Here is a 20,484-nt window from a genome sequence, read left to right as displayed (position 1 = left end):
TGCTGGCGATGGCGTCAGCCCGGACACCACAGGCCCAGGGCAAGACAGTTGCTCCTCCAAGGGTATCGGCGAATGAGCGCGTGCTCCGGGTTGCACACACATTCCCCTGTGGGAGCCAGCCTGCTGGCGATGGCGTCAGCCCGGACACCACAGGCCCAGGGCAAGACAGTTGCTCCCACAGTGGTATCGGCGAATGAGCGCGTGCTTCGGGTTGCACACACATTCCCCTGTGGGAGCCAGCCTGCTGGCGATGACGTCAGTCCGGACACCACAGGCCCAGGGCAGGGCAGTTGCTCCCACAGTGGTATCGGCGAATGCCCGCGTGCTCCGGGTTGCACACACATTCCCCTGTGGGAGCCAGACTGCTGGCGATGGCGTCAGTCCGGACACCCCAGGCCCAGGGCAGGGCAGTTGCTCTCCCAAGGGCATCGGCGGACGACCGTATGCCACCGACGGTCGGTTGGTGCGCCGGCCGTCGGTTCGTTGGCTAGAGTGAAAGGATCGGCAGCGCGTCTGCCGCAACCGTGATTGTCCAGAACAGCCCGGCAACGTACCGGGTTCCACCTGATCAGGAGTGCACGATGGATCTCAGCCGTCGTCAGTTCTTCAAGGTCGCCGGCATCGGCCTTGCAGGCTCTAGCCTGGGCGCGTTGGGCATGGCCCCGACGCCGGCCTTCGCCGAGCAGGTGCGCCACTTCAAGCTCGCCCATACCCATGAGACCCGCAACACCTGCCCGTACTGCTCGGTCGGGTGCGGGCTGATCATGTACAGCCAGGGCGACGCCGGCAAGAACGTGGCGCAGAACATCATCCACATCGAGGGCGACGCCGACCACCCGGTCAACCGCGGCACCCTGTGCCCCAAAGGCGCCGGCCTGCTGGACTTCATCCACAGCCCGGGCCGCCTGCAATACCCGCAGGTGCGCAAGCCGGGCTCCAACGAGTGGACGCGGATCTCCTGGGACGAGGCGCTGGACCGCATCGCCGACCTGATGAAGGCCGACCGCGACGCCCACTTCACCGAGCGCAACGCCCAGGGCCAGACGGTGAACCGTTGGCTCACCACCGGGTTCCTCGCGGCGTCGGCGGCGTCCAACGAAGCGGGCTACATCACCCATAAGGTGGTGCGCAGCCTCGGCATGCTGGGGTTCGACAACCAAGCGCGTGTCTGACACGGCCCGACGGTGGCAAGTCTTGCCCCGACGTATGGCCGTGGAGCCATGACCAACACTTGGACCGACATCGCCAACGCGAACCTGATCCTGGTGATGGGCGGCAACTCCGCCGAAGCGCATCCGTGCGGCTTCAAATGGGTGACCGAAGCCAAGGCGCACAACGCTGCCCGGCTGATCGTGGTCGACCCGAGGTTCACCCGCACCGCGTCGGTGGCCGACTACTACGCGCCGATCCGCACCGGGACCGACATCGCGTTCATGGGCGGGCTGATCAATTACCTGCTGACCGAGGACAAGATCCAGCACGAATACGTGCGCAACTACACCGACCTGTCCTTCATCGTGAAGGCCGGCTTCGGCTTCGAGGACGGCCTGTTCACCGGCTACGACGCGGCCAAGCGCAGCTACACCGACAAGTCCACCTGGGGTTACGAGTTGGGCGAGGACGGTTTCGCCAAGGTCGACCCGACCCTGCAGAACCCGCGCTGCGTCTATCAATTGATGAAGGGCCACTACAGCCGGTACACCATCGACCTGGCCAGCCAGATCTGCGGCATGCCGGTCGAGGCCATGAAGAAGATCTGGGAGGAGATCGCCACCTGCTCGCAACCGGGCAAGACCATGACCATCCTGTACGCGTTGGGCTGGACACAGCACTCCATCGGTTCTCAGATCATCCGCAGCGCGGCGATGGTGCAACTGCTGCTGGGCAACGTCGGCATGCCGGGCGGCGGGGTCAACGCCTTGCGCGGGCACTCCAACATCCAGGGCCTGACCGACCTGGGCCTGCTGTCCAACTCGCTGCCGGGCTACCTGACCCTGCCGCTGGACGCCGAGCAGGACTACGACGCCTTCATCGCCAAACGCACGCAGAAACCGCTGCGGCCGGGGCAGTTGTCCTACTGGCAGAACTACAGCAAGTTCCACGTCAGCCTGATGAAGGCCTGGTACGGCGCCAACGCCACCGCCGACAACCAGTGGGGCTACAGCTACCTGCCCAAGCTCGACATCCCCAACTACGACATCCTCAAGGTCTTCGACCTGATGGGCCAGGGCAAGGTCAACGGCTACATGTGCCAGGGCTTCAACCCGATCGCCGCGTTGCCCGACAAGAACCGGGTGATGAAGGCGCTGGCCCGGCTCAAGTGGCTGGTGGTGATGGATCCGCTGGCCACCGAGACCTCGCAGTTCTGGGAGAACGCCGGCCCCTACAACGACGTGAAGACCGCCGACATCCAGACCGAGGTCATCCGCCTGCCCACCACGTGCTTCGCCGAGGAGGACGGTTCGCTGGTCAACAGCAGCCGCTGGCTGCAATGGCACTGGAAGGGCGCCGACGGGCCGGGCGAGGCGCGCACCGACGTGCAGATCATGAGCGGGCTGTTCCTGCGCCTGCGCGAGCGCTATCAGGCCGAGGGCGGCGCCTGGGCCGAGCCGATCCTGAAGCTGTCGTGGCCGTACAAGATCGCCGACGAGCCGTCGCCGGAGGAAATCGCCAAGGAGGTCAACGGCTACGCCACCACCGACTTCACCGACGCCAGCGGCCTGGCGGTCAAGGCCAACGCGCAACTGGCGGCCTTCGCCCAGCTCAAGGACGACGGCAGCACCGCGTCCGGCTGCTGGATCTTCTGCGGCAGCTGGACCGAGGCCGGCAACCAGATGGCCCGGCGCGACAACAACGACCCTTACGGCATGCACCAGCATCAGGGCTGGGCGTGGGCGTGGCCGGCCAACCGGCGGATCCTCTACAACCGCGCCTCGGCCGACCCGCAAGGCAAGCCGTGGGATCCGAAGAAACGCCTGGTGTGGTGGAACGGCAAGGCCTGGGGCGGCACCGACGTGCCGGACTACAAGGCCGACGTGCCGCCGGAAGCGGGGATGAACCCGTTCATCATGAACCCCGAGGGCGTGGCGCGGTTCTTCGCCGTCGACAAGATGAACGAAGGGCCGTTCCCCGAGCACTACGAGCCGTTCGAGACGCCGATCGGCATCAACCCGCTGCACCCGCAGAACAAGAACGCCACCAGCAACCCGGCGGCGCGGATCTTCGATTCGGTGTGGGACAGCCTCGGCGTGGCCAAGGACTTCCCGTACGCCGCCACCAGCTACCGGCTGACCGAGCATTTCCACTTCTGGAGCAAGCATTGCCGCTTGAACGCGATCGTCCAGCCGGAGCAGTTCGTGGAGATCGGCGAGGTGCTGGCCAAAGAGAAGGGCATCGTCGCCGGCGACCGGGTGCGGGTCAGCAGCAAGCGCGGGTTCATTGAGGCGGTGGCGGTGGTCACCAAAAGGATCCGGCCGCTGCAGGTCAACAACCAGGTGGTGCACCAGATCGGCATTCCGCTGCACTGGGGCTTCACCGGCCTGACGCGGCACGGCTACCTGACCAACACGCTGGTGCCGTTCCTCGGCGACGGCAACACCCAGACCCCGGAATCCAAGTCGTTCCTGGTCAACGTGGAGAAACTGTAAATGGCCAGCCAAGACATCATCGCCCGCTCGGCCACCACCACGCCGGCGCCGTCGGTGCGCGGTCAGCAAGAGGTCGCCAAGCTGATCGACACCACCAAGTGCATCGGCTGCAAGGCCTGCCAGGTCGCGTGCTCGGAATGGAACGAGCTGCGCGACGAGGTGGGCCACAACCACGGCACCTACGACAACCCGCAGGACCTGACCGCCGACTCGTGGACGCTGATGCGCTTCACCGAGCACGAGACCGACGCCGGCAACCTCGAATGGCTGATCCGCAAGGACGGCTGCATGCACTGCGCCGAACCCGGCTGCCTGGCGGCGTGCCCGAGCCCCGGCGCGATCATCAAACACGCCAACGGCATCGTCGATTTCGATCAGGACCACTGCATCGGCTGCGGCTACTGCATCACCGGTTGCCCGTTCAACATCCCGCGTATCTCGCAGAAGGACCACAAGGCCTACAAGTGCACCCTGTGCTCGGACCGGGTGGCCGTGGGCCTGGAGCCGGCCTGCGTGAAGACCTGCCCGACCGGGGCCATCGTGTTCGGCAGCAAGGAGGACATGAAGGTCCACGCCGCCGAACGGATCGTCGACCTCAAGAGCCGCGGCTTCGACCAGGCCGGCCTGTATGACCCCGAAGGCGTCGGCGGCACCCACGTGATGTACGTGCTGCACCACGCCGACACGCCACGGCTGTACGCCGGCCTGCCGGACCATCCGGCGATCAGCCCGCTGGTGGGCCTGTGGAAAGGCATCGGCAAACCCTTGGGCCTGCTGGCGATGGGCCTGGCGGTGCTGGCCGGGTTCTTCCACTACGTGCGCGTCGGGCCCAACCGCACGGAAGAGGATGAGCATCCGGAGCCGCCGGACACCTCGGTGCATGTCGTCGATCCGGCGGTGCACACCTTCGACCCACGCGGGGAGGGCAGGCCATGAGCGACAAACCGATCCTGCGCTACACCGCCAATCAGCGCACCAACCACTGGCTGGTGGCGATCCTGTTCCTGATGGCCGGGCTGTCGGGGCTGGCGCTGTTCCACCCGGCGCTGTTCTGGCTGACGAACCTGTTCGGCGGCGGGCCGTGGACGCGGATCCTGCACCCGTTCATGGGCGTGCTGATGTTCGTGTTCTTCCTGGGGCTGGTGTTGCGCTTCTGGCGCTCGAACTTCTTCATCGACAACGACTGGAAATGGCTGCGGCGCATCGACCGGGTGCTGGTCAACGACGAGGAGACGGTCCCGCCGGTGGGCAAGTACAACGCCGGGCAGAAACTGCTGTTCTGGACTTTACTGCTGTGCATGCTGGCGTTGCTGTTCACGGGGCTGGTGATCTGGCGGGCGTACTTCAGCCACTGGTTCGGCATCACCACAATCCGCTGGGCGATGCTGCTGCACGCGCTGGCCGGGTTCGTGCTGATCCTGAGCATCATCGTGCACATCTATGCAGGGATCTGGATCAAGGGCTCGGTGGACGCGATGATGCATGGTCGCGTCAGCCGCGCCTGGGCCCGCAAGCACCATGCGCTGTGGGCCCGGGAAGTGGAAGGCGAGCCTGCGCCGAAACCGCCGATCACCAAGAAGGGCTGACCGTTGCCGACCATTCTGGAACCTGGGGAAATCGAAGCGGCGGCCGGTTCGCCGCCGTTCCTGCATCTGCCGCCGCGCGATCTGTTCACCTTGCGGGCCTTGCGGCTGGAGTATCTGGCCGAGGGGCATCCGTTGGCCGCGTATCTGCGCCTGATCGCCGGCCTGTGCCGGGTGCAGCAGCAGGTGCTGGACGACCCGCCGCTGGCGGTGGCGCCCGATGCGCAGCGGCTGGAGACTTGCCGCCAGCACGGTTTGCCGCCGTTCGCCGCCGACACCCTGATCCGCGAGGACGGGTGGCAGGCCTACCTGGATGCCTTGCTGCAACGCTACGTGGCGCCCGAACAAGCGGCGGTGGCCGAATCCGTGGACACCTTGCGCACGGCCAGCCCCGGCCAGCGCCGCGCTTGGGCGGTGGCATTGGTCAGCGGCCAGTATTCGCTGGTGCCGGCGGCGCTGGTGCCGTTTCTCGGCGCGGCCCTGCAAGCGGCGTGGAGCCACTGGCTGCTCAGCGTGCCGGACCTGCGGCTGCCCCCCGGCGACAGCCTCAGCCAATGTCCGGCCTGCGGCGCGCCGGCCATGGCCGGGGTGATCCGCCACCGCGGCAAGCACAACGGCCTGCGTTACCTGGTGTGTTCGCTGTGCGCCTGCGAATGGCATGTGGTGCGGGTCAAGTGCGTGTACTGCGAGCAGAGCAAGGGCCTGGAATACATGAGCCTGGCCGACGACCGCCACACGGCGGAGCGGGCGCCGCTGCGGGCGGAGGTGTGCCCCAGCTGCAACACCTACCTGAAGCTGGTCTACCTGGAGAACGACCCCGACGCCGAAGCGCTGTCGGCGGACCTGACCAGCCTGCTGCTGGACATGCGCCTGGCCCAGGACGGCCTTCAACGGCTGGCGCCGAATCTGCTGCTGGCCCCCGGAGACGAATGACGGCAGCGTCTACACTCAGGCCCGACGATCTGTTGATTTCGGGAGAGCCGGATGTCTGTGAGTGTCGCCCCGCGTTTGCCTTCCATCGACAGCCTGTTGCGTCATCCCGCCTGCCGGCCGCTGAACGAGCGTTTCGGGCGGGAGGCGCTGCTGGCCTGTCTGCGCCAATTGCTGGATGAACTGCGCCCCGAGGTCCTGAGCGGGCAGGTGGCGGCCATCGAGATCGGCCCCGAAGCGCTGGCCGGGCGCGCCGCCGAGCGGTTGGCGGCGCAGCGGCGCAGCCACGTGCGGCGGGTGTTCAACCTGACCGGCACGGTGCTGCACACCAACCTGGGCCGCGCCTTGCTGCCCAAGGAGGCCATCGAGGCGGTGCAGGTCGCGGCACGCTATCCGCTCAACCTGGAATTCGACCTGGCCAGCGGCAAGCGCGGCGACCGCGACGACCTGATCGAAGGGCTGATCCGCGAGCTGACCGGCGCCGAGGCCGTGACCGTGGTCAACAACAATGCCGCCGCCGTGCTGCTGACCCTCAACAGCCTGGGCGCGCGCAAGGAAGGCATCATCTCCCGCGGCGAACTGATCGAGATCGGCGGCGCGTTCCGCATCCCCGACATCATGGCCCGCGCCGGCGTGCGCCTGCACGAGGTCGGCACCACCAACCGCACCCACGCCCGCGACTACGAAGCGGCGCTCGGCCCGCGCAGCGGCCTGATCATGCGGGTGCACGCCAGCAACTACAGCATCGAAGGGTTCACCGCCCGGGTGCCCACCGCCGAACTGGCGGAACTGGCCCACCGGCATGGCTTGCCGCTGCTCGAAGACCTGGGCAGCGGCAGCCTGCTGGACCTGACCCGCTGGGGTTTGCCGGCGGAGCCGACCGTGCGCCAGGCCTTGCTCGACGGCGCGGACATCGTGACCTTCAGCGGCGACAAACTGCTCGGCGGGCCCCAGGCCGGGCTCATCGTCGGGCGTAAGGAACTGATCGCGAAGATCAAGAAGAACCCGCTGAAACGGGCGCTGCGGGTCGACAAGCTGACCTTGGCGGCGCTGGAAGCGGTGCTGGGCCTGTACCGCTACCCGGACCGCTTGGCCGAGCGCCTGCCGAGCCTGCGCCTGCTGACCCGCCCGCAAGCGGACATCCTGGCTCAGGCCGAACGCCTGCAACCGGCGTTGGCACAGGCGTTGGGGGCTGCCTGGCAGGTCAGCGCCGAAACGGCCCTGGGCATGATCGGCAGCGGCAGCCAACCGGTGGCACGCCTGCCCAGCGCTGCGTTGTGCGCCCGACCGCAGGTGTCGAAGCGTCTGCGCGGGCGCTGCCTGCTGAACCTGGAAGCGGCGCTGCGCCGCTTGCCGGTGCCGGTGCTTGGCCGACTCGACGACGACGCCCTGTGGCTGGACCTGCGGCAACTGGACGACGAACCGACGTGGCTGGCGCAGCTCGGGCAACTGCAGGTGCCTGAATGATCGTCGGCACCGCCGGGCACATCGACCACGGCAAGACTTCGCTGCTTCAGGCGCTCACCGGCCAGGCCGGCGACCGCCGTCCGCAGGAGCGCGAACGGGGCATGACCATCGATTTGGGTTACCTGTACGCGGAGCTCGCGCCGGGCGCAGGACTGACCGGTTTCATCGACGTGCCGGGCCACGAGAAATTCACCCACAACATGCTGGCCGGTGCCCAAGGCATTGATCGGGTGCTGCTGGTGGTGGCGGCGGACGACGGCGTGATGCCCCAGACCCGCGAGCACCTGGCCATCGTCGAACTGCTCGGGATCCCGCGTGCATTGGTGGCGATCACCAAGGTGGATCGGGTCGAACCGGCCAGGGTGGACGCGGTGCGGCGGCAGGTTAGGGCGCTGCTGGCGCCGGGGCCGTTCAGCCAGGCGCCGATAGTGGCGGTGTCGAGCGTGACCGGGCAAGGCGTCGAGGCGCTGCGTGAACAGCTGCTGCTGGCCCAGGGCGAGGTGCAGGCCCGCAGCCTTGAGGGCGGTTTTCGCCTGCCCATCGACCGGGCGTTCAGCGTGGCCGGGGCGGGGATCGTGGTCACCGGCACGGCGCTGTCGGGGACGGTGGCGGTGGGCGACAGGCTGGTGCTCGGGCCGTCCGGCAAAACGGTGCGGGTGCGCGGCCTGCATGCGCAGAACCAACCCGCCGAACACGCCTTCGCCGGTCAGCGGGTGGCCCTGAACCTGAGCGGCGAACGTCTCGACCTCGGGCAGATCCACCGGGGCCAGTGGCTGTCGGCCGACTGGCTGCACGCGCCGACCCAGCGGCTGGACATCGAATGGCGGCTGCTGCCCGACGAGACCCGCGCCTTCGAGCACTTTCAGCCGGTGCACCTGCACCTGGGCACGCAAGATGTGATCGCCCGTGTGGCGCTGCTGGAAGGGGCGCGCTTGAGCCCCGGCGAGCGCACGTTCGCGCAACTGCTGACCGCCTCGCCGGTGCAGGCGGTCAAGGGTGACCGGTTGATCCTGCGCGATGCCAGCGCCCAGCGCACCCTGGGCGGCGGACAGGTGCTCGATCCGTTTGCCCCTACGCGCCAGCGGCGCAGCCCCGAGCGCCTGGCGCAACTGCGGGCGTTGGCCGGCAGCGAAGCGATGGAGGCGGCCTTGCCGGCGTTGCTCGACCACAGCGCCAGCGGGCTGGCGGCGCAACGGCTGGAGCGCCAGTTCAACCGTCCGCAGGCCGGTTGGGCGCTGCCGGAGAACGTCCGGCGGATCGACACCCGCCAAGGCCCGGTGCTGTTCAACGCCCAGCGTTGGGGCATCCTCAAGTTCACCCTGCTGGAAAAGCTCGCCCGCCTGCATGAGCTGGAGCCCGACCAGATGGGGCCCGACCGCGACCGCCTGCGGCGCTTCAGCGGCTTGGAACTGGAGCGTTCGACCTTCCTCAGCCTGCTCGACGAATTGCGCGCCGCCGGCTCGATCACCGCCAGCGGCCCGTGGCTGCACCTGCCGGACCATCAGGTGCGCCTGAGTGCCGATGACGAGGCCTTGTGGCAGGTGCTGCAACCGCTGTTCGAACAGGCGGGATTCGATCCGCCGTGGGTGCGGGACGTGGCGACGGTCACGGGCCGGGACGATGCCGCCGTGCGCCTGCTGCTGCGCAAGCTGGCGCGGTTGGGGCTGATGCATCAGGTGGTGCGCGACCTGTTCGTCACCGACCTCACGCTCCGGCAGATGGCGGCGGTGCTGCTGCGCCTGGCCGAAGAAAATCCGCAGATCCAGGTCACGGCGTTCCGCGATGCGCTAGGCTTGGGGCGCAAGCGCAGCATTCAGGTGCTTGAGTACTTCGACCGCCTGGGCCTGACCCGGCGGGTGGGCGATCACCGGCAAATCCGCTTCGACAGTGCGCTGGCCAACGCCGACGCACACTGAGTTCAAAGGAAGGCAATCGCGCCCGGTGGCGCGGCCGGGCTTCAAACCCGGTTGGGGACGGCATCCGTTCCCGGGCAGGTTCGACTCCGGCTGCCTTCCGCCATTTTTGGGGCCGCTGCGCGCCCCAGCGGGAGCAAGCTCCCTCGCCACAAAGGCTGCAGCAGGCACTCCTTGATTTCAGCCAAGCGCCCTTTGGTGAGGGCATTGCCTGGTTTCAGCCAAGCGCCCTGTGGTGAGGGAGTTGCCTGGTTTCAGCCAAGCCCCTGTGGCGAGGGAGCTTGCTCCCGCTGGCCTGCGCAGCAGGCCCTACCGGAAGGCCCTGCCGATCACCGGCTCGCATCCAGCACGATGCGATACCGCGCCTTGCCGCTGCGCAAATGGTCGACGGCCTCGTTGACCCGGCTCATGGGGAAGTGCTCGACCTGCGGCACGATCTGGTGCCGGGCGCAGAACTCCAGCATGGTCGCGGTGGCGGCGGGGGAGCCGACCGGCGAGGCGGACAGCACCTTCTGCTGGGGAATCAGTTCGAACACGTGCACCGGAATGGCGCTGGGCACGATGCCGACGAAGTGCAGGCGGCCCCGGCCGCGCAAGGTGGCGAGCATCGCCGACCAGTCGAGGTTGGCGTTGGCGGTGACCAGCAGGAAGTCCAGGGTGCCGGCGATGGCCTTGAGCGCGGCGCTGTCGGTGGAGGCCACCACGTTGTGGGCGCCCAGGCGCTTGGCTTCGTCCTGCTTGCTCAAGGAGGAGGTGAACGCCGTGACCTCGCAGCCCCAGGCATTGAGGAAACGCAAGGCCAGGTGACCCAGCCCGCCGATCCCCACCACGCCCACGCGGTCGGTGGGTTTGACGCCGAACTCCACCAGCGGGTTGAACACCGTGGAACCGGCGCAGAACAATGGCCCGGCCAGCGCCGGGTCGAGCCCTGCGGGAATCGTCAGGGCCCAGGCCCAGTGGCTGCGCACGCGGTCGGCGAACCCGCCGTGGCTGCCGATGATGGTGGGCCGGGCGGTGCTGCACAGGTTATGCGAACCGCCCATGCAGGACGGGCAGTGCATGCAGCTGCCCTTGTACCAGCCGATGCCGACCCGCTGGCCGACCTGAAGGCCGCGCACCTGGGAGCCGATGCGCACGATCTTGCCGACCACCTCATGGCCGGGAATGAACGGGTATTGGCTGATGCCCCAATCGTTGTCGATCAGCGACTGGTCGGAGTGGCAGACGCCGCAGTATTCCACGGCCACTTCGACGTCTTCGTCGCCCAACGGGCCGGGATCGTAGCTGTAGCGCTCGAGGGGCGCGCCGGCGGCGGTGGCGGCCCAGCCGGTGAAGGACGAGAGTTCGGTACTGTTGCTCATGGGACACCTCCGGTTGGCGAAACGGGGGGACGACGACCCGAACGGCGAGCGCTGCGGGAACAGTCAGGGGAGCACATCGGAACATCGCGCAAGGCGTCGAGAGTGTAGCAGCCCGGCGGAACCGGGCTGCCTGGGTTGCGTTCACTCGGTGGCGTCGAAGGCCTCGTGGTAGCGCACCACGCCTGTCGGCACCGCGCCGCCCAGCGCCAGTGCCTGGAAGTACTCGGCCGGAACCCCCGGCAGTTCGAGGCCCGGATGGGGCTTGAAGCCGAAACGGCCGTAGTAGCCGGGATCGCCCAGCAGCACGCACCCGGCGCCGTCCACTTCCCGCAGACCATTCAGGGCCGCTTTCATCAGCGCCGCGCCGATGCCCTGGCCGTGACGCTCCGGCCACACGGAAATCGGCCCGAGGCCGTACCAGCCCGTGGCGCCGTCCGACACCGTGACCGGCGACAGGGCCACATGGCCGACGATCACGCCGTTTTCCTCCGCCACCAACGACAGGCTCAACTGCCCGGCACGCCGCAGGGCGTCGACGATGAAGTGCTCGGTGTGGCTGGAATGCTCGGCGTCGCGGAACGCCGCTTCGGTGAGGCGGGCGATGGTTTCGGCGTCCTGGGGCTGTTCTTTGCGGATTGCGATGTTCATACCGATCCGTTCTTTGGTGTCCTGGTCGATCAGCGCGCGCAGGGTCTGAAACAGCGGCGTGGCATCGGTGTAGCGCTTGCCGTAGGTCAGGTTGAACGCGTAGTTGAAGTCGGGCGGGTTGGCACCCTGGGTGTGCTGCAGGATCGTCTCCAGCTTGTCCAGCGCCTTCACCGCCTGGGCCTCGGGGGAGCGCCCGTGTTCGTAGTCGTCCCACAGCGCGAGGATGTCGTCCCGCAGGGGCGCGTCCAGCGCCTGGGTCAACAGCAGCAGGTCGTTCTTTTCCTGCTCGCTCTTGTCGGGGAACGACGCTTTGTTGATGGCGGGAATGTCGCCGCTGATGGCTTCGCCCAGGTCATGGATGACGCACAGCTTGAGGATCCTGGAGAGGTCGAGGCCGGTCAGTTCGTCTTCGAAGGCAATCGCCATCAGGCACAGGCGCCAACTGTGTTCGGCGGTGCTTTCCGGGCGTCCGGCGGCGGTATGGGCGCTGCGCAGCACGCTTTTGAGCTTCTCCGCTTCGCGCAGGAAGGCCAATCGTCCTTTGATCTTTTCGAGGTTCATGCCCGTTTCTTTCATTCAGAGGTTCGCGGCGAATGTTCGATGCTTGGCCGGTTCAGGTCAATGTCCGGTTTGTTGGATTGCTGTAAAGGGTGCAGCAATGATCTGCAAGAGACCTTATTGTTGGCGCAGAAGCGAATTCCCATACTCGGCCCACCCTTTGAAGACCGCTTCTGACAGCAAGGAAAACCCCCATGGTTTCAGCGATCCGTTTTGCCCGGGCCGGCGCGCCTGACGTGTTGACCCTGGACACCCTCGACGTACTGTCGCCCGGCCCCGGCGAGGTGTGGCTCCGCCAGGAAGCCATCGGCGTCAACTACCTCGACGTGACCCAACGCAAGGGCGCGGTGCCCGTCGCGCTGCCGTCCGGGCTGGGCCTGGAAGGGGCCGGGCGCGTAGCGGCGGTGGGTGAGGGTGTCGGCTCTGTGCAGGTCGGCGACCGTGTCGCCTACGCCACCGGCCCGTTGGGCGCTTACGCCTCGGCCCGGCTGTTTCCCGCGCAGCGGCTGGTGAAGCTCCCGGACTCGCTGTCTTTCGATGAGGCCGCCGCCGTGCTGTTCAAGGGCATCACCGCCCAGTACCTGCTCAAGTCCACTTATCCGGTGGGGCCGGGTACCACGGTGCTGCTGTACGGCGTGGCGGGCGGTTTGGGCGAGATCATGGCGCCGTGGGCGAAACACCTGGGCGCCAGGGTGATCGGTGTGGTGTCGAAGCAGGCCAGCGTCGAGAAGGCCCGGGCGTCCGGGTGCGACGAAGTGCTGGTGTTCGACCCGGACACGTTGGCGGCGCAGGTCGCGCGCCTCACCGACGGGCAGAAGGTGGACGTGGTCTACGACCCCATCGGCCGTGTGTCCTTCCAGGCGTCACTGGACAGCTTGCGCCCGCGTGGCCTCATGGTGTCGTTCGGGGCGTCGTCCGGCGCGCCGGCGGCGGTGGAACTGGCCACGCTCAACGCCAAGGGTTCCCTGTTCCTGACGCGTCCTTCGCTCGCGGCGCACACGGCCACTGACGCCGAATACCAGGCACGGGCGCAGGATGTGCTGGCGGCGGTCGGCGCGGGTATCATCAAGCCCCGGATCTGGGCGGCCTACCCGTTGGCCGACGCGGCGCGGGCGCACGCGGACCTGGAGTCCGGACGATCATCGGGGGCGATCATTCTCAAGCCATGAATCTGGATGTCCTGAGTCATCAGCACAGCGACGAGGTCGCGGCGTTCCTCGCTGTGGCCGCGCAAGGCTCGTTCGTCGGCGCCGGACGGGTGCTGCAACGGCACCCGACCGTCGTCTCGAAACGCCTCGCCGCCATGGAGGCGCGCCTGGGCGTGAGGTTGGTCGAGCGCTCCACCCGACAGGTGCGCATCACCGAGGCGGGCCTGCGGCTGGAGCAGCGCCTGCGCGCGGCCATCGAGCTGCTGGAGGAAGCGCAGCAACAGACGGCAGAGGCGGCGGGCGAAGTTCGCGGCACCTTGCGCCTCGCATTGCCGGCGGCCATGGGCAGGCGTTGGCTCGGGCCGATGCTGCCGGCGTTTCTCAAGGCGTATCCGCAGGTCTCGGTCTACGCCGACTACAGCGAACGGCGGGTGGACATCATCGATGAAGGGTTCGATGCGGCCATCCGCATCGGCGCGTTGGAGGACAGCCGACTGGTCGCCAAAAAACTCTGCGACCACCGCCGGATACTCTGCGCCTCACCGGCCTACCTGGAGCGGCACGGCGTACCCGAAACGCCGCAGGACTTGCTCCGGCACAATTGCCTGCGTTTCAGCGGCCTCGCGTCCTTTCCGCACTGGCGCCTGCACCGGGGCGACGAAATCCAGACCGTGACGCCCAACGGCAACCTGACCGCCAACGACAGCGAATCCCTGCTGGCGGCGGCCTGCGCCGACGAGGGCATCCTCGGCGCCGGCGACTGGCTGATGAGCCGCGACATCGCCGCCGGGAGGCTGCGCCAGGTGCTCGCCGACTGGCAGCTCGATACGCCGGGCGGCGTCTATCTGGTCAGGCCTTCGGCGCGCTTTCCCAGTGCGACGGTGGTCGCGTTCAAGCAGTGGATCGAGTCGAAGTTCGACCCTGTGGCGCCGTGGGCCGTCTGACCGGTTGTCGCTTATCGCCCGCTGAAGGGTTACAGGGTGTCTACTGCTGATGAAGCCCTGTCTTTTTGCGGAGGACACCGAAATGAGCGGCGAACGCACGGCCCCGGCAACCCAAGGCGTCACAGTGGAGTTGCTGGCAACCCTGGACCTGGGCCCGGAGATCGAAGGCATGGCAGGGCGCCAACTGCGCATGCGCCTGGTGACCATCGACCCCGGCGGCGTGTTCGGCCCGCTCCACGACCACAAGGACAGGCCCGGCATGGTGTTCATTCTGCAAGGCACGATCACCGATCACCGCAACGGCATCGCCACGGACTACGGGCCGGGTGCCGGCTGGCCGGAGGACCGGAACACCACGCACTGGCTGGAGAACCGGGGGGTGGAGGTGGCTCGGGAGGTTTCGGTGGATGTTGTTAGGTTGGGGTGAGGTGGGGTGTGGGCGGGAATGGTGGTAGTAGACCTGGACTGATCGTTAACGGTCAGAAGACATTTCCGGTGAAGATTCTGAGCCGTCCTCTCAACGTGGAAACAGAAACGTCACGGCCGCACGAAAGCCCCAGTCCTGAGGGCCATCATCGGGGCTGTCGAGCCAATATCGTGGCCCGGCTTGAATCGTCAGGGGATGACCGCCGATTTTCAACAATTGCGTTATCGTCAAGTTGACCGGTATCGACCATTCACGTGATTGCCAGTTGTAGGTCGACTCGGTGTTGACTCCGTATGTAGTGAGTGCACTGGTGGTATAGGAGAGAAAGGGTTGCAGGAACGTTTGATTGACCTTTTCCTTGTCGTCCGGAGGGCTACCGTTCAGCCCCCAGATATGATTCGCGAGAACTCCTCGTGTCCAGCCATTTGACTGTTTCAACGCAACGGCTGTCGGGCCGAGACCCCATTGCTCGCTTCCCAGCAAGTCATCACTGCCTGTAGGCATCAGCAACGCCGGACCGACCCCCAGAATCCAGCCGCTATCCGTTGGCCTCTTCGGTGAGAAGAAGAAACTCTGTGTGATATCGCCGACACCGGATTTGTCCGCCGCCCCGTTGGGTGCCAGGCCGTGCTGATCAATGACCGGCAGGATGGTACGGGAAATCAGGTTCCAGTCATCATTCAATTCGAAAGGCAGCACGGGCTGGATATTGGTGACGCTGTGCATGCCATGATTGGACGGCCCCATCTTTTGATCCCAGTTGTACTGGATCGGGAGGCTGTACATGGCGGCGACCGGGTTCAGGGCTTTCTTGGCCAGTTCCGCAGAGTCCTCAGCATGAGCCGCAGATAAGAAGAACAATGAAAAAAACACTGTCGATGAGGTGCGTACCCTTCGTTTGTTCGAGTCCATTGCTACCTACCTTCGGTCGGCAAAGTATGTTGCAAGGGGTGGTTTAGGCAGCTGCGATCAATATGAAATCATTCCAACTCCACGATGCCGCCTTGAGCGGGTGCGCTGCGTAAGCGGCCAAAAGGAGACACTTCGAAGCCAATGCCCATAAACAGGTGCCGCGCAGGTGATCACATGGCGCTGGCACGCGAGTCATTTGAGCTTTTCGATGTCACCGGGCTTCCAGCTTTGATCATAGAAGGCCTTGGTTGGCCCATAGAGGCGCAAGATCACAAAGAAGCCCTCATCGGATCGGGTGCGCAGCCAATTCTTGCCGTCGCCCGGCGAGTCCGGTCCGAAATAGATATCCGTTGAGCCATCGGCATTGCTCGTCGGCTTGTCCATGGCATTGAGCGATGGAAACGCCTGGCCGTTGTCCAGGCCGGAACCTGTGACGGGGTCATACACAGTCGCTGACCAGAACAGCGCCGCTGGAATGTCCTTGGGCAAGTGCAGCTTGTAGCGCTGGCTGCCTTGCAGGAAGTCGCCGTCCTTGTCGACGAAGGTGACCGGGTATTTGGCGCCGACATTTTCAATGTTCGCTGCCATCCCCGGGCTTGCCGAGTAGGCCACGGCGAAAAAACGGGTGCGTGCATCGATGTAGTTGAAACTGTTCGCCGTGAAGGTGGCATTTCCAGGGAAAACGTTCATCCAGCGGCGATCCTTGTACCACAGTGCACTGGGTTCGCTGGAGTTGGGTTGATAGGCAATTTGGTGCGCCATTCGGAAAGCCGTTCGGGCGCCGCGGTCAAGCAAGGTGCTGGTGCGCCGGTCCGGAGCAAAAGTCTGCCCTTGAGCTATCCCCAGCGTTGCCAGTACACCGCGCATTTCCATGTCCTGCGGGTCGGCGTATTCGTGCTGGATGAATCGGTCGAGCATCTGGAAGGCGCTGCCGTCCTGAGGGTAAAGCATGTTGGCGGGCACTTTGGATGCGTCTGGAAACTGCATGGGTTTGGCGCTGCCCGACTTGGCCAACGGGTAGATGCGGGTCTGCTCCATGACCTTGACCGGCTCTTGCAGTTGCTGCGGATCCTTGAAAAAACCGCGCCAGAACACGAACACGCCATAGGTGCGCGAACGCAGCACGTAATACCCGTCGGGAACCGTCCCCTTGTAGTCCGGAGGCAAGAGCAAATACTTGCCGCCTTTGCCTTGGTCCGGCCCCGGCAGGCCGACGTCACCGCACCATTGTTTGCCGTTGATCGGCCCTTCGGAACAGATTGGCCGTTGCCAGAAGTCGTCAAGGATCCCCTGTAGCCCTGGCGGCACCTCGATCACCATGGGGCCGTCGTCCTTCAGATCCAGATAGCCCAGCGCATAAATGACATCGGAGTTGGGGGTGGTGATCAGAGTCTTGGCGTTCAGCCGTCCCTTGAAGATGGGCAGGACGTTATAGCCCTTGCCGAAGGTCTTTTCCGAACCTTCTTTCATGCCGTACATGTTCAACGCTGGCAATGCCCACAAGTAAGCCTGGGTCGCGCGTTGGAACGCCAATTCATCCGCCAGCGCCGCGACGTCTTCCTTGGCCAGGAAACCCTTGGTGAAAGGCGCCTCTGCCAGCGCGTCGTAGCGATCTGCTGCTGGTGCACAGATAGTCCATAACACAAGGCTGAATCCAAACAGACTTGCTGTGAGCTTCATGGCATGTGCTCCTTCAACTTCCGAGGTCTTCGAATGGCCAATTCGCAATGACTTTCAAGGATAGGAACGATTTCTCAGTATCGCCATTAGCGGTCGAGCGCTCGTCCGGTAGCGTAGGTACGGGAAGAAATCACGGCATGGTCAGCGCCGGGTCGAGCGGTAGTGCCGGAAGGGGTTGCACCGTAGCGTTCAAATTCGGGTTGTGGGAAAGGGTAAGAAAAGAGAAATGGGGACAATCCTTTGAAAGTGCTGCCACTGCACCTGAGTTCGGGGGGATTGAACCCACAGCCAGAAGTCGCCACTCCACCTGACTCGATAATTCCCACCCGATCAAGCATCATCGCGCTCGCCACGCTCCAGTCGTGGCATCGAATGCATAAGAGCAGAACCTGCCCGCCCGCAAAAACGCGCCTTTTGAAATGGAAGTCATCTCATGTTCGAACGTAATCGGCTGGTTCCGGAGTTAATGGTCACCAGCCTGGACAGCAGCCTGGTTTTTTGGGTTTCTCATCTGGGATTCAAAATTGCTTATCAACGCCCGGAAGACGGATTTGCCTACCTTGATCTCAATGGTGCTCAAGTCATGCTTGAGCAGGTTGATCCGGACGCGGGCCAATGGCTGACTGCGCCGCTGACCCAGCCGTTTGGAAGAGGCATCAACCTTCAGATTGATGTTGAGGCTGTCGCGCCCATCATCCGAAAACTTGATCAGGCTGGATGTTCACTCTATCGAGAATGCCAAGACACTTGGTATCGGGCTGACCATCTGGAAGTAGGCCAGCGCGAGTTCATCGTCAAGGATCCCGACGGTTATCTCGTCAGGTTGGTGGAGAGGCTGGGTGAGCGGCCGGTTTGCTCTTGAAGGCCCCGACCCTCTTGCTCCTGGCAATGTATTGCGCGGGGCCCGGCCTGGCATTTGCCGGTGGCTCACAACCGATAAACGACACGCTAGGGCCAGCAGGCATCGCCGTCGGTGAATCTTTGGTGGCGGCCAGGTCCAAGTTGATCAAACAGGGGTGGAAGCCAACCCCGATGCACGCCCGCGATGGCTATGAATACAGTGGTGTCGAGCGCGAGCTGGCTGCGCGCAATGTCCTGGAGCTTGATTCCTGCTCTTTTGATAGTTCGCGCTGCATCCTGTTCTACTCAAAAAAGGGCGTTTGCTTGCGCGTCGACACCCTGGGTGAGCGACTCAACGACATGACGGTGACGCGATGGGCCGATGAATGTCCGGAGGCGTCTCCAGCCCAATAGCGGCGGCGCGGGATAGTCACGAGGCGCTGAAGCAAAAAAACGGCCGGTCAAGCCAACGCTTGACCGGCCGTTCTGTCAGTAAGACTCCGTTCCCTTACCCCAAATCCTCAGCCCGATGCCGCTCCGGCACCTGGCTCGCCTCATCGCCCCAGGTGCGGTTAACGCGCATTCCGCGCTGCACCGCCGGCCGCTTGGCGATCTCTTCCGCCCAGCGCAGTACGTGGGTGTATTGCTGGGCGTTGAGGAACTCGGCGGCGGCGTAGACGTTGTTGCGCACCAGTTGTCCGTACCACGGCCAGACGGCGATGTCGGCGATGGTGTAGGTGTCGCCGGCCAGGTAGGCGCTTTCGCCGAGGCGGCGGTCGAGCACGTCCAGTTGGCGCTTGGCTTCCATGGTGAAGCGGTTGATCGGGTATTCGAACTTCTCCGGCGCATAGGCGTAGAAGTGGCCGAAGCCGCCGCCCAGGTAAGGCGCCGAGCCCATCTGCCAGAACAGCCAGTTCAGGGTTTCGGTGCGGCCGGCCGGGTCGGAGGGGAGCAGGGCGCCGAACTTTTCCGCGAGGTACAGCAGGATCGAGCCGGACTCGAACACGCGGATGGCCGGTTCCACGCTGCGGTCCAGCAGCGCCGGGATCTTCGAGTTCGGGTTGACCTCGACGAAGCCGCTGGAGAACTGATCGCCCTCGCCGATGCGGATCAGCCAGGCGTCGTACTCAGCGCCGGAATGCCCCAGGGCCAGCAGTTCCTCCAGCAGGATGGTGACCTTGACGCCGTTGGGCGTGGCCAGCGAATACAGCTGCAGCGGATGCTTGCCGACCGGCAGGGCCTTGTCGTGGGTCGGCCCGGCCACCGGGCGGTTGATGTTGGCGAAATGGCCGCCGGACGGAGCCTCGTGTTTCCAGACCTTGGGCGGGACGTAGGGCGCTTTGCTCATGAAACGAACCTCATCGTGAAGTAGTCGAGTGACGTGAGCCCCGCCGGAAGCGGCGGGCCTTTGGCGACAGGACACCACAGAACCGCCCTGAAACTCCACCCGCTGATGGTCGAATCCGTTGTTCAGGGCCGGTCGGCGTCACAGGTCCACCGCCCAGGTCTGGCTGACGAGATCCTTGCCGAAGCTGTGCATCGGCTCCTCTTCGACCAACCGGAAGCCGGCCTTCTGGTAGAGCCGGCGGGCGTCGGTGAGGATGTCGACCGTCCACAGCATCATCGTTTTGTAGCCGGCCTGACGGGCGAAGCGCAGGGTCTCTTCGACCAGGCGCTTGCCGATCCCCAGGCCGCGGGCGCCGGCGTCAACGTAGAGCATCCGCAGCTTGGCCGTGGTGGCGTCATGGCGGACGACAAAGACCGAACCGACCACCCGGCCGTCCTTTTCCGCGATCCAGCAGCGTTCGCCGCTCGGGTCGAACTCGCGCAGGTACTTGGCGACGATCTCGGCCACCAGCGCTTCGAACTCGTGGTTCCAGCCGTATTCGCGGGTGTACAGCTCGGCCTGCTGCTGGACGACGGCGCCCATGTCGCCGGCCTTGGGGTCGCGCAAGAGGTAGGACGGTTCGCCGTCGCCCAGCAGGTTCTGCACCCGTTTCATCGCCTGGATCAGTTGCTCCTGCTGGGGTTCGGCCAAGCGCTGCAACAGGGCGATGACCTCTTCGCGGGAGGCGTGCTCCAGGGTGGCCAGCACCTGCCGGCCCTGGTCGGTGAGCCCGATGCACGAGGCGCGGGCGTCGGTGGCGGAGCGGGTCTTGTCGATCAGGCCCTTTTTCTCGAAGCCGCCGATGACCCGGCTCAGGTAGCCCGCGTTCAGCCCCAGCATCTGGCAGAGGTCGGCGCCGGTGAGGTCCGCCCGCGAGCCCAGTTCGTAGAGGATGCGGCTTTCGGTCAGCGAGAACTCGCTGCGCAGCAGGTGTTCCTGCAACACGCCGATCTGCTGGGTGTAGAAGCGGTTGAAGCGGCGGACGGTTTCGGCGCGTTCGGTGATCGGGGACATGACGGAAGACCTTATGGTTGCCTGA

Annotated in this window: 17 protein-coding genes, 1 tRNA gene and 1 pseudogene; 12 read left to right on the top strand and 7 right to left on the bottom strand. The window is 65.4% G+C overall.

Annotated elements, in window-relative coordinates:
• Window positions 1-581 precede the first annotated feature (581 nt).
• From fdnG to ACIP0B_RS01355, 7 genes are all read left to right on the top strand, one after another.
• Window positions 582-3,647: a formate dehydrogenase-N subunit alpha gene (fdnG, locus tag ACIP0B_RS01385; protein WP_400829168.1), complete on the top strand. Its 3,066-nt coding sequence runs from the start codon at window positions 582-584 to the stop codon at window positions 3,645-3,647.
• Window positions 3,648-4,583, top strand: coding sequence for a formate dehydrogenase subunit beta (gene fdxH / locus ACIP0B_RS01380; protein ID WP_400829166.1), 936 nt, complete (start codon window positions 3,648-3,650; stop codon window positions 4,581-4,583).
• Entirely contained in the window at window positions 4,580-5,233 is a 654-nt protein-coding gene (locus tag ACIP0B_RS01375; RefSeq protein WP_400829164.1) for a formate dehydrogenase subunit gamma, read from the top strand. Before fdxH ends, ACIP0B_RS01375 begins: the two co-directional genes overlap by 4 nt.
• A gap of 3 nt (window positions 5,234-5,236) precedes the next feature.
• Window positions 5,237-6,163 carry a formate dehydrogenase accessory protein FdhE gene (gene fdhE, locus ACIP0B_RS01370; RefSeq protein WP_400829162.1) on the top strand — a complete coding sequence of 309 codons (927 nt, stop codon included), beginning with the start codon at window positions 5,237-5,239 and terminating at the stop codon, window positions 6,161-6,163.
• A 51-nt stretch (window positions 6,164-6,214) separates the two neighbouring features.
• Window positions 6,215-7,627, top strand: coding sequence for an L-seryl-tRNA(Sec) selenium transferase (gene selA / locus ACIP0B_RS01365; RefSeq protein WP_400829160.1), 1,413 nt, complete (start codon window positions 6,215-6,217; stop codon window positions 7,625-7,627).
• Window positions 7,624-9,543 carry a selenocysteine-specific translation elongation factor gene (gene selB, locus ACIP0B_RS01360; RefSeq protein ID WP_400829158.1) on the top strand — a complete coding sequence of 640 codons (1,920 nt, stop codon included), beginning with the start codon at window positions 7,624-7,626 and terminating at the stop codon, window positions 9,541-9,543. The genes selA and selB overlap by 4 nt, the downstream gene beginning before the upstream one ends.
• 7 nt (window positions 9,544-9,550) lie before the next feature.
• Window positions 9,551-9,646 (top strand) — tRNA-Sec (locus tag ACIP0B_RS01355).
• A gap of 223 nt (window positions 9,647-9,869) precedes the next feature.
• Here the strand turns inward: ACIP0B_RS01355 and ACIP0B_RS01350 are convergent.
• The 3 genes and pseudogenes from ACIP0B_RS01350 to ACIP0B_RS01340 form a co-directional block, all read right to left on the bottom strand.
• On the bottom strand, window positions 9,870-10,901 hold the full coding sequence (locus tag ACIP0B_RS01350) for an NAD(P)-dependent alcohol dehydrogenase (RefSeq protein ID WP_400829156.1): 1,032 nt from the start codon (window positions 10,899-10,901) through the stop codon (window positions 9,870-9,872).
• 141 nt (window positions 10,902-11,042) lie between these two features.
• The gene (locus ACIP0B_RS01345) at window positions 11,043-11,549 is read right to left on the bottom strand and encodes a GNAT family N-acetyltransferase (RefSeq protein ID WP_400829177.1); all 507 of its coding nucleotides are present in this window, start codon (window positions 11,547-11,549) and stop codon (window positions 11,043-11,045) included.
• A gap of 3 nt (window positions 11,550-11,552) precedes the next feature.
• A pseudogene (locus tag ACIP0B_RS01340) lies at window positions 11,553-12,110 on the bottom strand (HD family hydrolase); the annotation flags it as partial.
• 191 nt (window positions 12,111-12,301) lie between these two features.
• Here ACIP0B_RS01340 and ACIP0B_RS01335 point away from each other — a divergent pair.
• From ACIP0B_RS01335 to ACIP0B_RS01325, 3 genes are all read left to right on the top strand, one after another.
• On the top strand, window positions 12,302-13,276 hold the full coding sequence (locus tag ACIP0B_RS01335) for a quinone oxidoreductase family protein (protein WP_400829154.1): 975 nt from the start codon (window positions 12,302-12,304) through the stop codon (window positions 13,274-13,276).
• Window positions 13,273-14,199: a LysR family transcriptional regulator gene (locus tag ACIP0B_RS01330; RefSeq protein ID WP_400829152.1), complete on the top strand. Its 927-nt coding sequence runs from the start codon at window positions 13,273-13,275 to the stop codon at window positions 14,197-14,199. The genes ACIP0B_RS01335 and ACIP0B_RS01330 overlap by 4 nt, the downstream gene beginning before the upstream one ends.
• An 82-nt stretch (window positions 14,200-14,281) precedes the next feature.
• Complete coding sequence (locus tag ACIP0B_RS01325) at window positions 14,282-14,626, top strand: cupin domain-containing protein (protein WP_400829175.1); 345 nt, start codon at window positions 14,282-14,284, stop codon at window positions 14,624-14,626.
• 90 nt (window positions 14,627-14,716) lie between these two features.
• Here ACIP0B_RS01325 and ACIP0B_RS01320 read toward each other — a convergent pair whose 3' ends face one another.
• Together ACIP0B_RS01320 and ACIP0B_RS01315 are read right to left on the bottom strand one after the other, a co-directional pair.
• Window positions 14,717-15,538, bottom strand: a complete 822-nt coding sequence (locus ACIP0B_RS01320; RefSeq protein WP_400829150.1) for a transporter — start codon at window positions 15,536-15,538, stop codon at window positions 14,717-14,719.
• A 192-nt stretch (window positions 15,539-15,730) separates the two neighbouring features.
• Window positions 15,731-17,218 carry a DUF1254 domain-containing protein gene (locus ACIP0B_RS01315; RefSeq protein WP_400829149.1) on the bottom strand — a complete coding sequence of 496 codons (1,488 nt, stop codon included), beginning with the start codon at window positions 17,216-17,218 and terminating at the stop codon, window positions 15,731-15,733.
• A gap of 433 nt (window positions 17,219-17,651) precedes the next feature.
• Between ACIP0B_RS01315 and ACIP0B_RS01310 the strand changes: the two genes are divergently transcribed.
• Window positions 17,652-18,080 (top strand): bleomycin resistance protein, encoded by a 429-nt coding sequence (locus ACIP0B_RS01310; RefSeq protein WP_400829147.1) that lies wholly within the window; start codon window positions 17,652-17,654, stop codon window positions 18,078-18,080.
• 170 nt (window positions 18,081-18,250) lie between these two features.
• A complete protein-coding gene (locus tag ACIP0B_RS01305) occupies window positions 18,251-18,472 on the top strand; it encodes a hypothetical protein (RefSeq protein ID WP_400829146.1) in 222 nt (73 codons plus the stop codon).
• A 94-nt stretch (window positions 18,473-18,566) separates the two neighbouring features.
• Here ACIP0B_RS01305 and yghU read toward each other — a convergent pair whose 3' ends face one another.
• Together yghU and ACIP0B_RS01295 are read right to left on the bottom strand one after the other, a co-directional pair.
• Window positions 18,567-19,406 carry a glutathione-dependent disulfide-bond oxidoreductase gene (gene yghU, locus ACIP0B_RS01300; RefSeq protein WP_400829144.1) on the bottom strand — a complete coding sequence of 280 codons (840 nt, stop codon included), beginning with the start codon at window positions 19,404-19,406 and terminating at the stop codon, window positions 18,567-18,569.
• A gap of 138 nt (window positions 19,407-19,544) precedes the next feature.
• The gene (locus ACIP0B_RS01295) at window positions 19,545-20,459 is read right to left on the bottom strand and encodes a GNAT family N-acetyltransferase (RefSeq protein WP_400829142.1); all 915 of its coding nucleotides are present in this window, start codon (window positions 20,457-20,459) and stop codon (window positions 19,545-19,547) included.
• Between the last annotated feature and the right edge of the window lie 25 nt (window positions 20,460-20,484).

The sequence above is a fragment of the Pseudomonas sp. NPDC089534 genome (assembly GCF_044749305.1).
Classification (GTDB): Bacteria; Pseudomonadota; Gammaproteobacteria; order Pseudomonadales; family Pseudomonadaceae; genus Aquipseudomonas; species Aquipseudomonas ekonensis.
This window is presented reverse-complemented; position numbering and strand designations above follow the sequence as displayed.

Coding starts and splice junctions, on each gene's coding strand:
- fdxH (WP_400829166.1), top strand. CDS start 3,648: ATGGCCAGCCAAGACATCATCGCCCGCTCGGCCACCACCACGCCGGCG.
- ACIP0B_RS01375 (WP_400829164.1), top strand. CDS start 4,580: ATGAGCGACAAACCGATCCTGCGCTACACCGCCAATCAGCGCACCAAC.
- selA (WP_400829160.1), top strand. CDS start 6,215: ATGTCTGTGAGTGTCGCCCCGCGTTTGCCTTCCATCGACAGCCTGTTG.
- selB (WP_400829158.1), top strand. CDS start 7,624: ATGATCGTCGGCACCGCCGGGCACATCGACCACGGCAAGACTTCGCTG.
- ACIP0B_RS01350 (WP_400829156.1), bottom strand. CDS start 10,901: ATGAGCAACAGTACCGAACTCTCGTCCTTCACCGGCTGGGCCGCCACC.
- ACIP0B_RS01345 (WP_400829177.1), bottom strand. CDS start 11,549: ATGAACATCGCAATCCGCAAAGAACAGCCCCAGGACGCCGAAACCATC.
- ACIP0B_RS01335 (WP_400829154.1), top strand. CDS start 12,302: ATGGTTTCAGCGATCCGTTTTGCCCGGGCCGGCGCGCCTGACGTGTTG.
- ACIP0B_RS01330 (WP_400829152.1), top strand. CDS start 13,273: ATGAATCTGGATGTCCTGAGTCATCAGCACAGCGACGAGGTCGCGGCG.
- ACIP0B_RS01325 (WP_400829175.1), top strand. CDS start 14,282: ATGAGCGGCGAACGCACGGCCCCGGCAACCCAAGGCGTCACAGTGGAG.
- ACIP0B_RS01320 (WP_400829150.1), bottom strand. CDS start 15,538: ATGGACTCGAACAAACGAAGGGTACGCACCTCATCGACAGTGTTTTTT.
- ACIP0B_RS01315 (WP_400829149.1), bottom strand. CDS start 17,218: ATGAAGCTCACAGCAAGTCTGTTTGGATTCAGCCTTGTGTTATGGACT.
- ACIP0B_RS01310 (WP_400829147.1), top strand. CDS start 17,652: ATGTTCGAACGTAATCGGCTGGTTCCGGAGTTAATGGTCACCAGCCTG.
- ACIP0B_RS01305 (WP_400829146.1), top strand. CDS start 18,251: ATGCACGCCCGCGATGGCTATGAATACAGTGGTGTCGAGCGCGAGCTG.
- yghU (WP_400829144.1), bottom strand. CDS start 19,406: ATGAGCAAAGCGCCCTACGTCCCGCCCAAGGTCTGGAAACACGAGGCT.
- ACIP0B_RS01295 (WP_400829142.1), bottom strand. CDS start 20,459: ATGTCCCCGATCACCGAACGCGCCGAAACCGTCCGCCGCTTCAACCGC.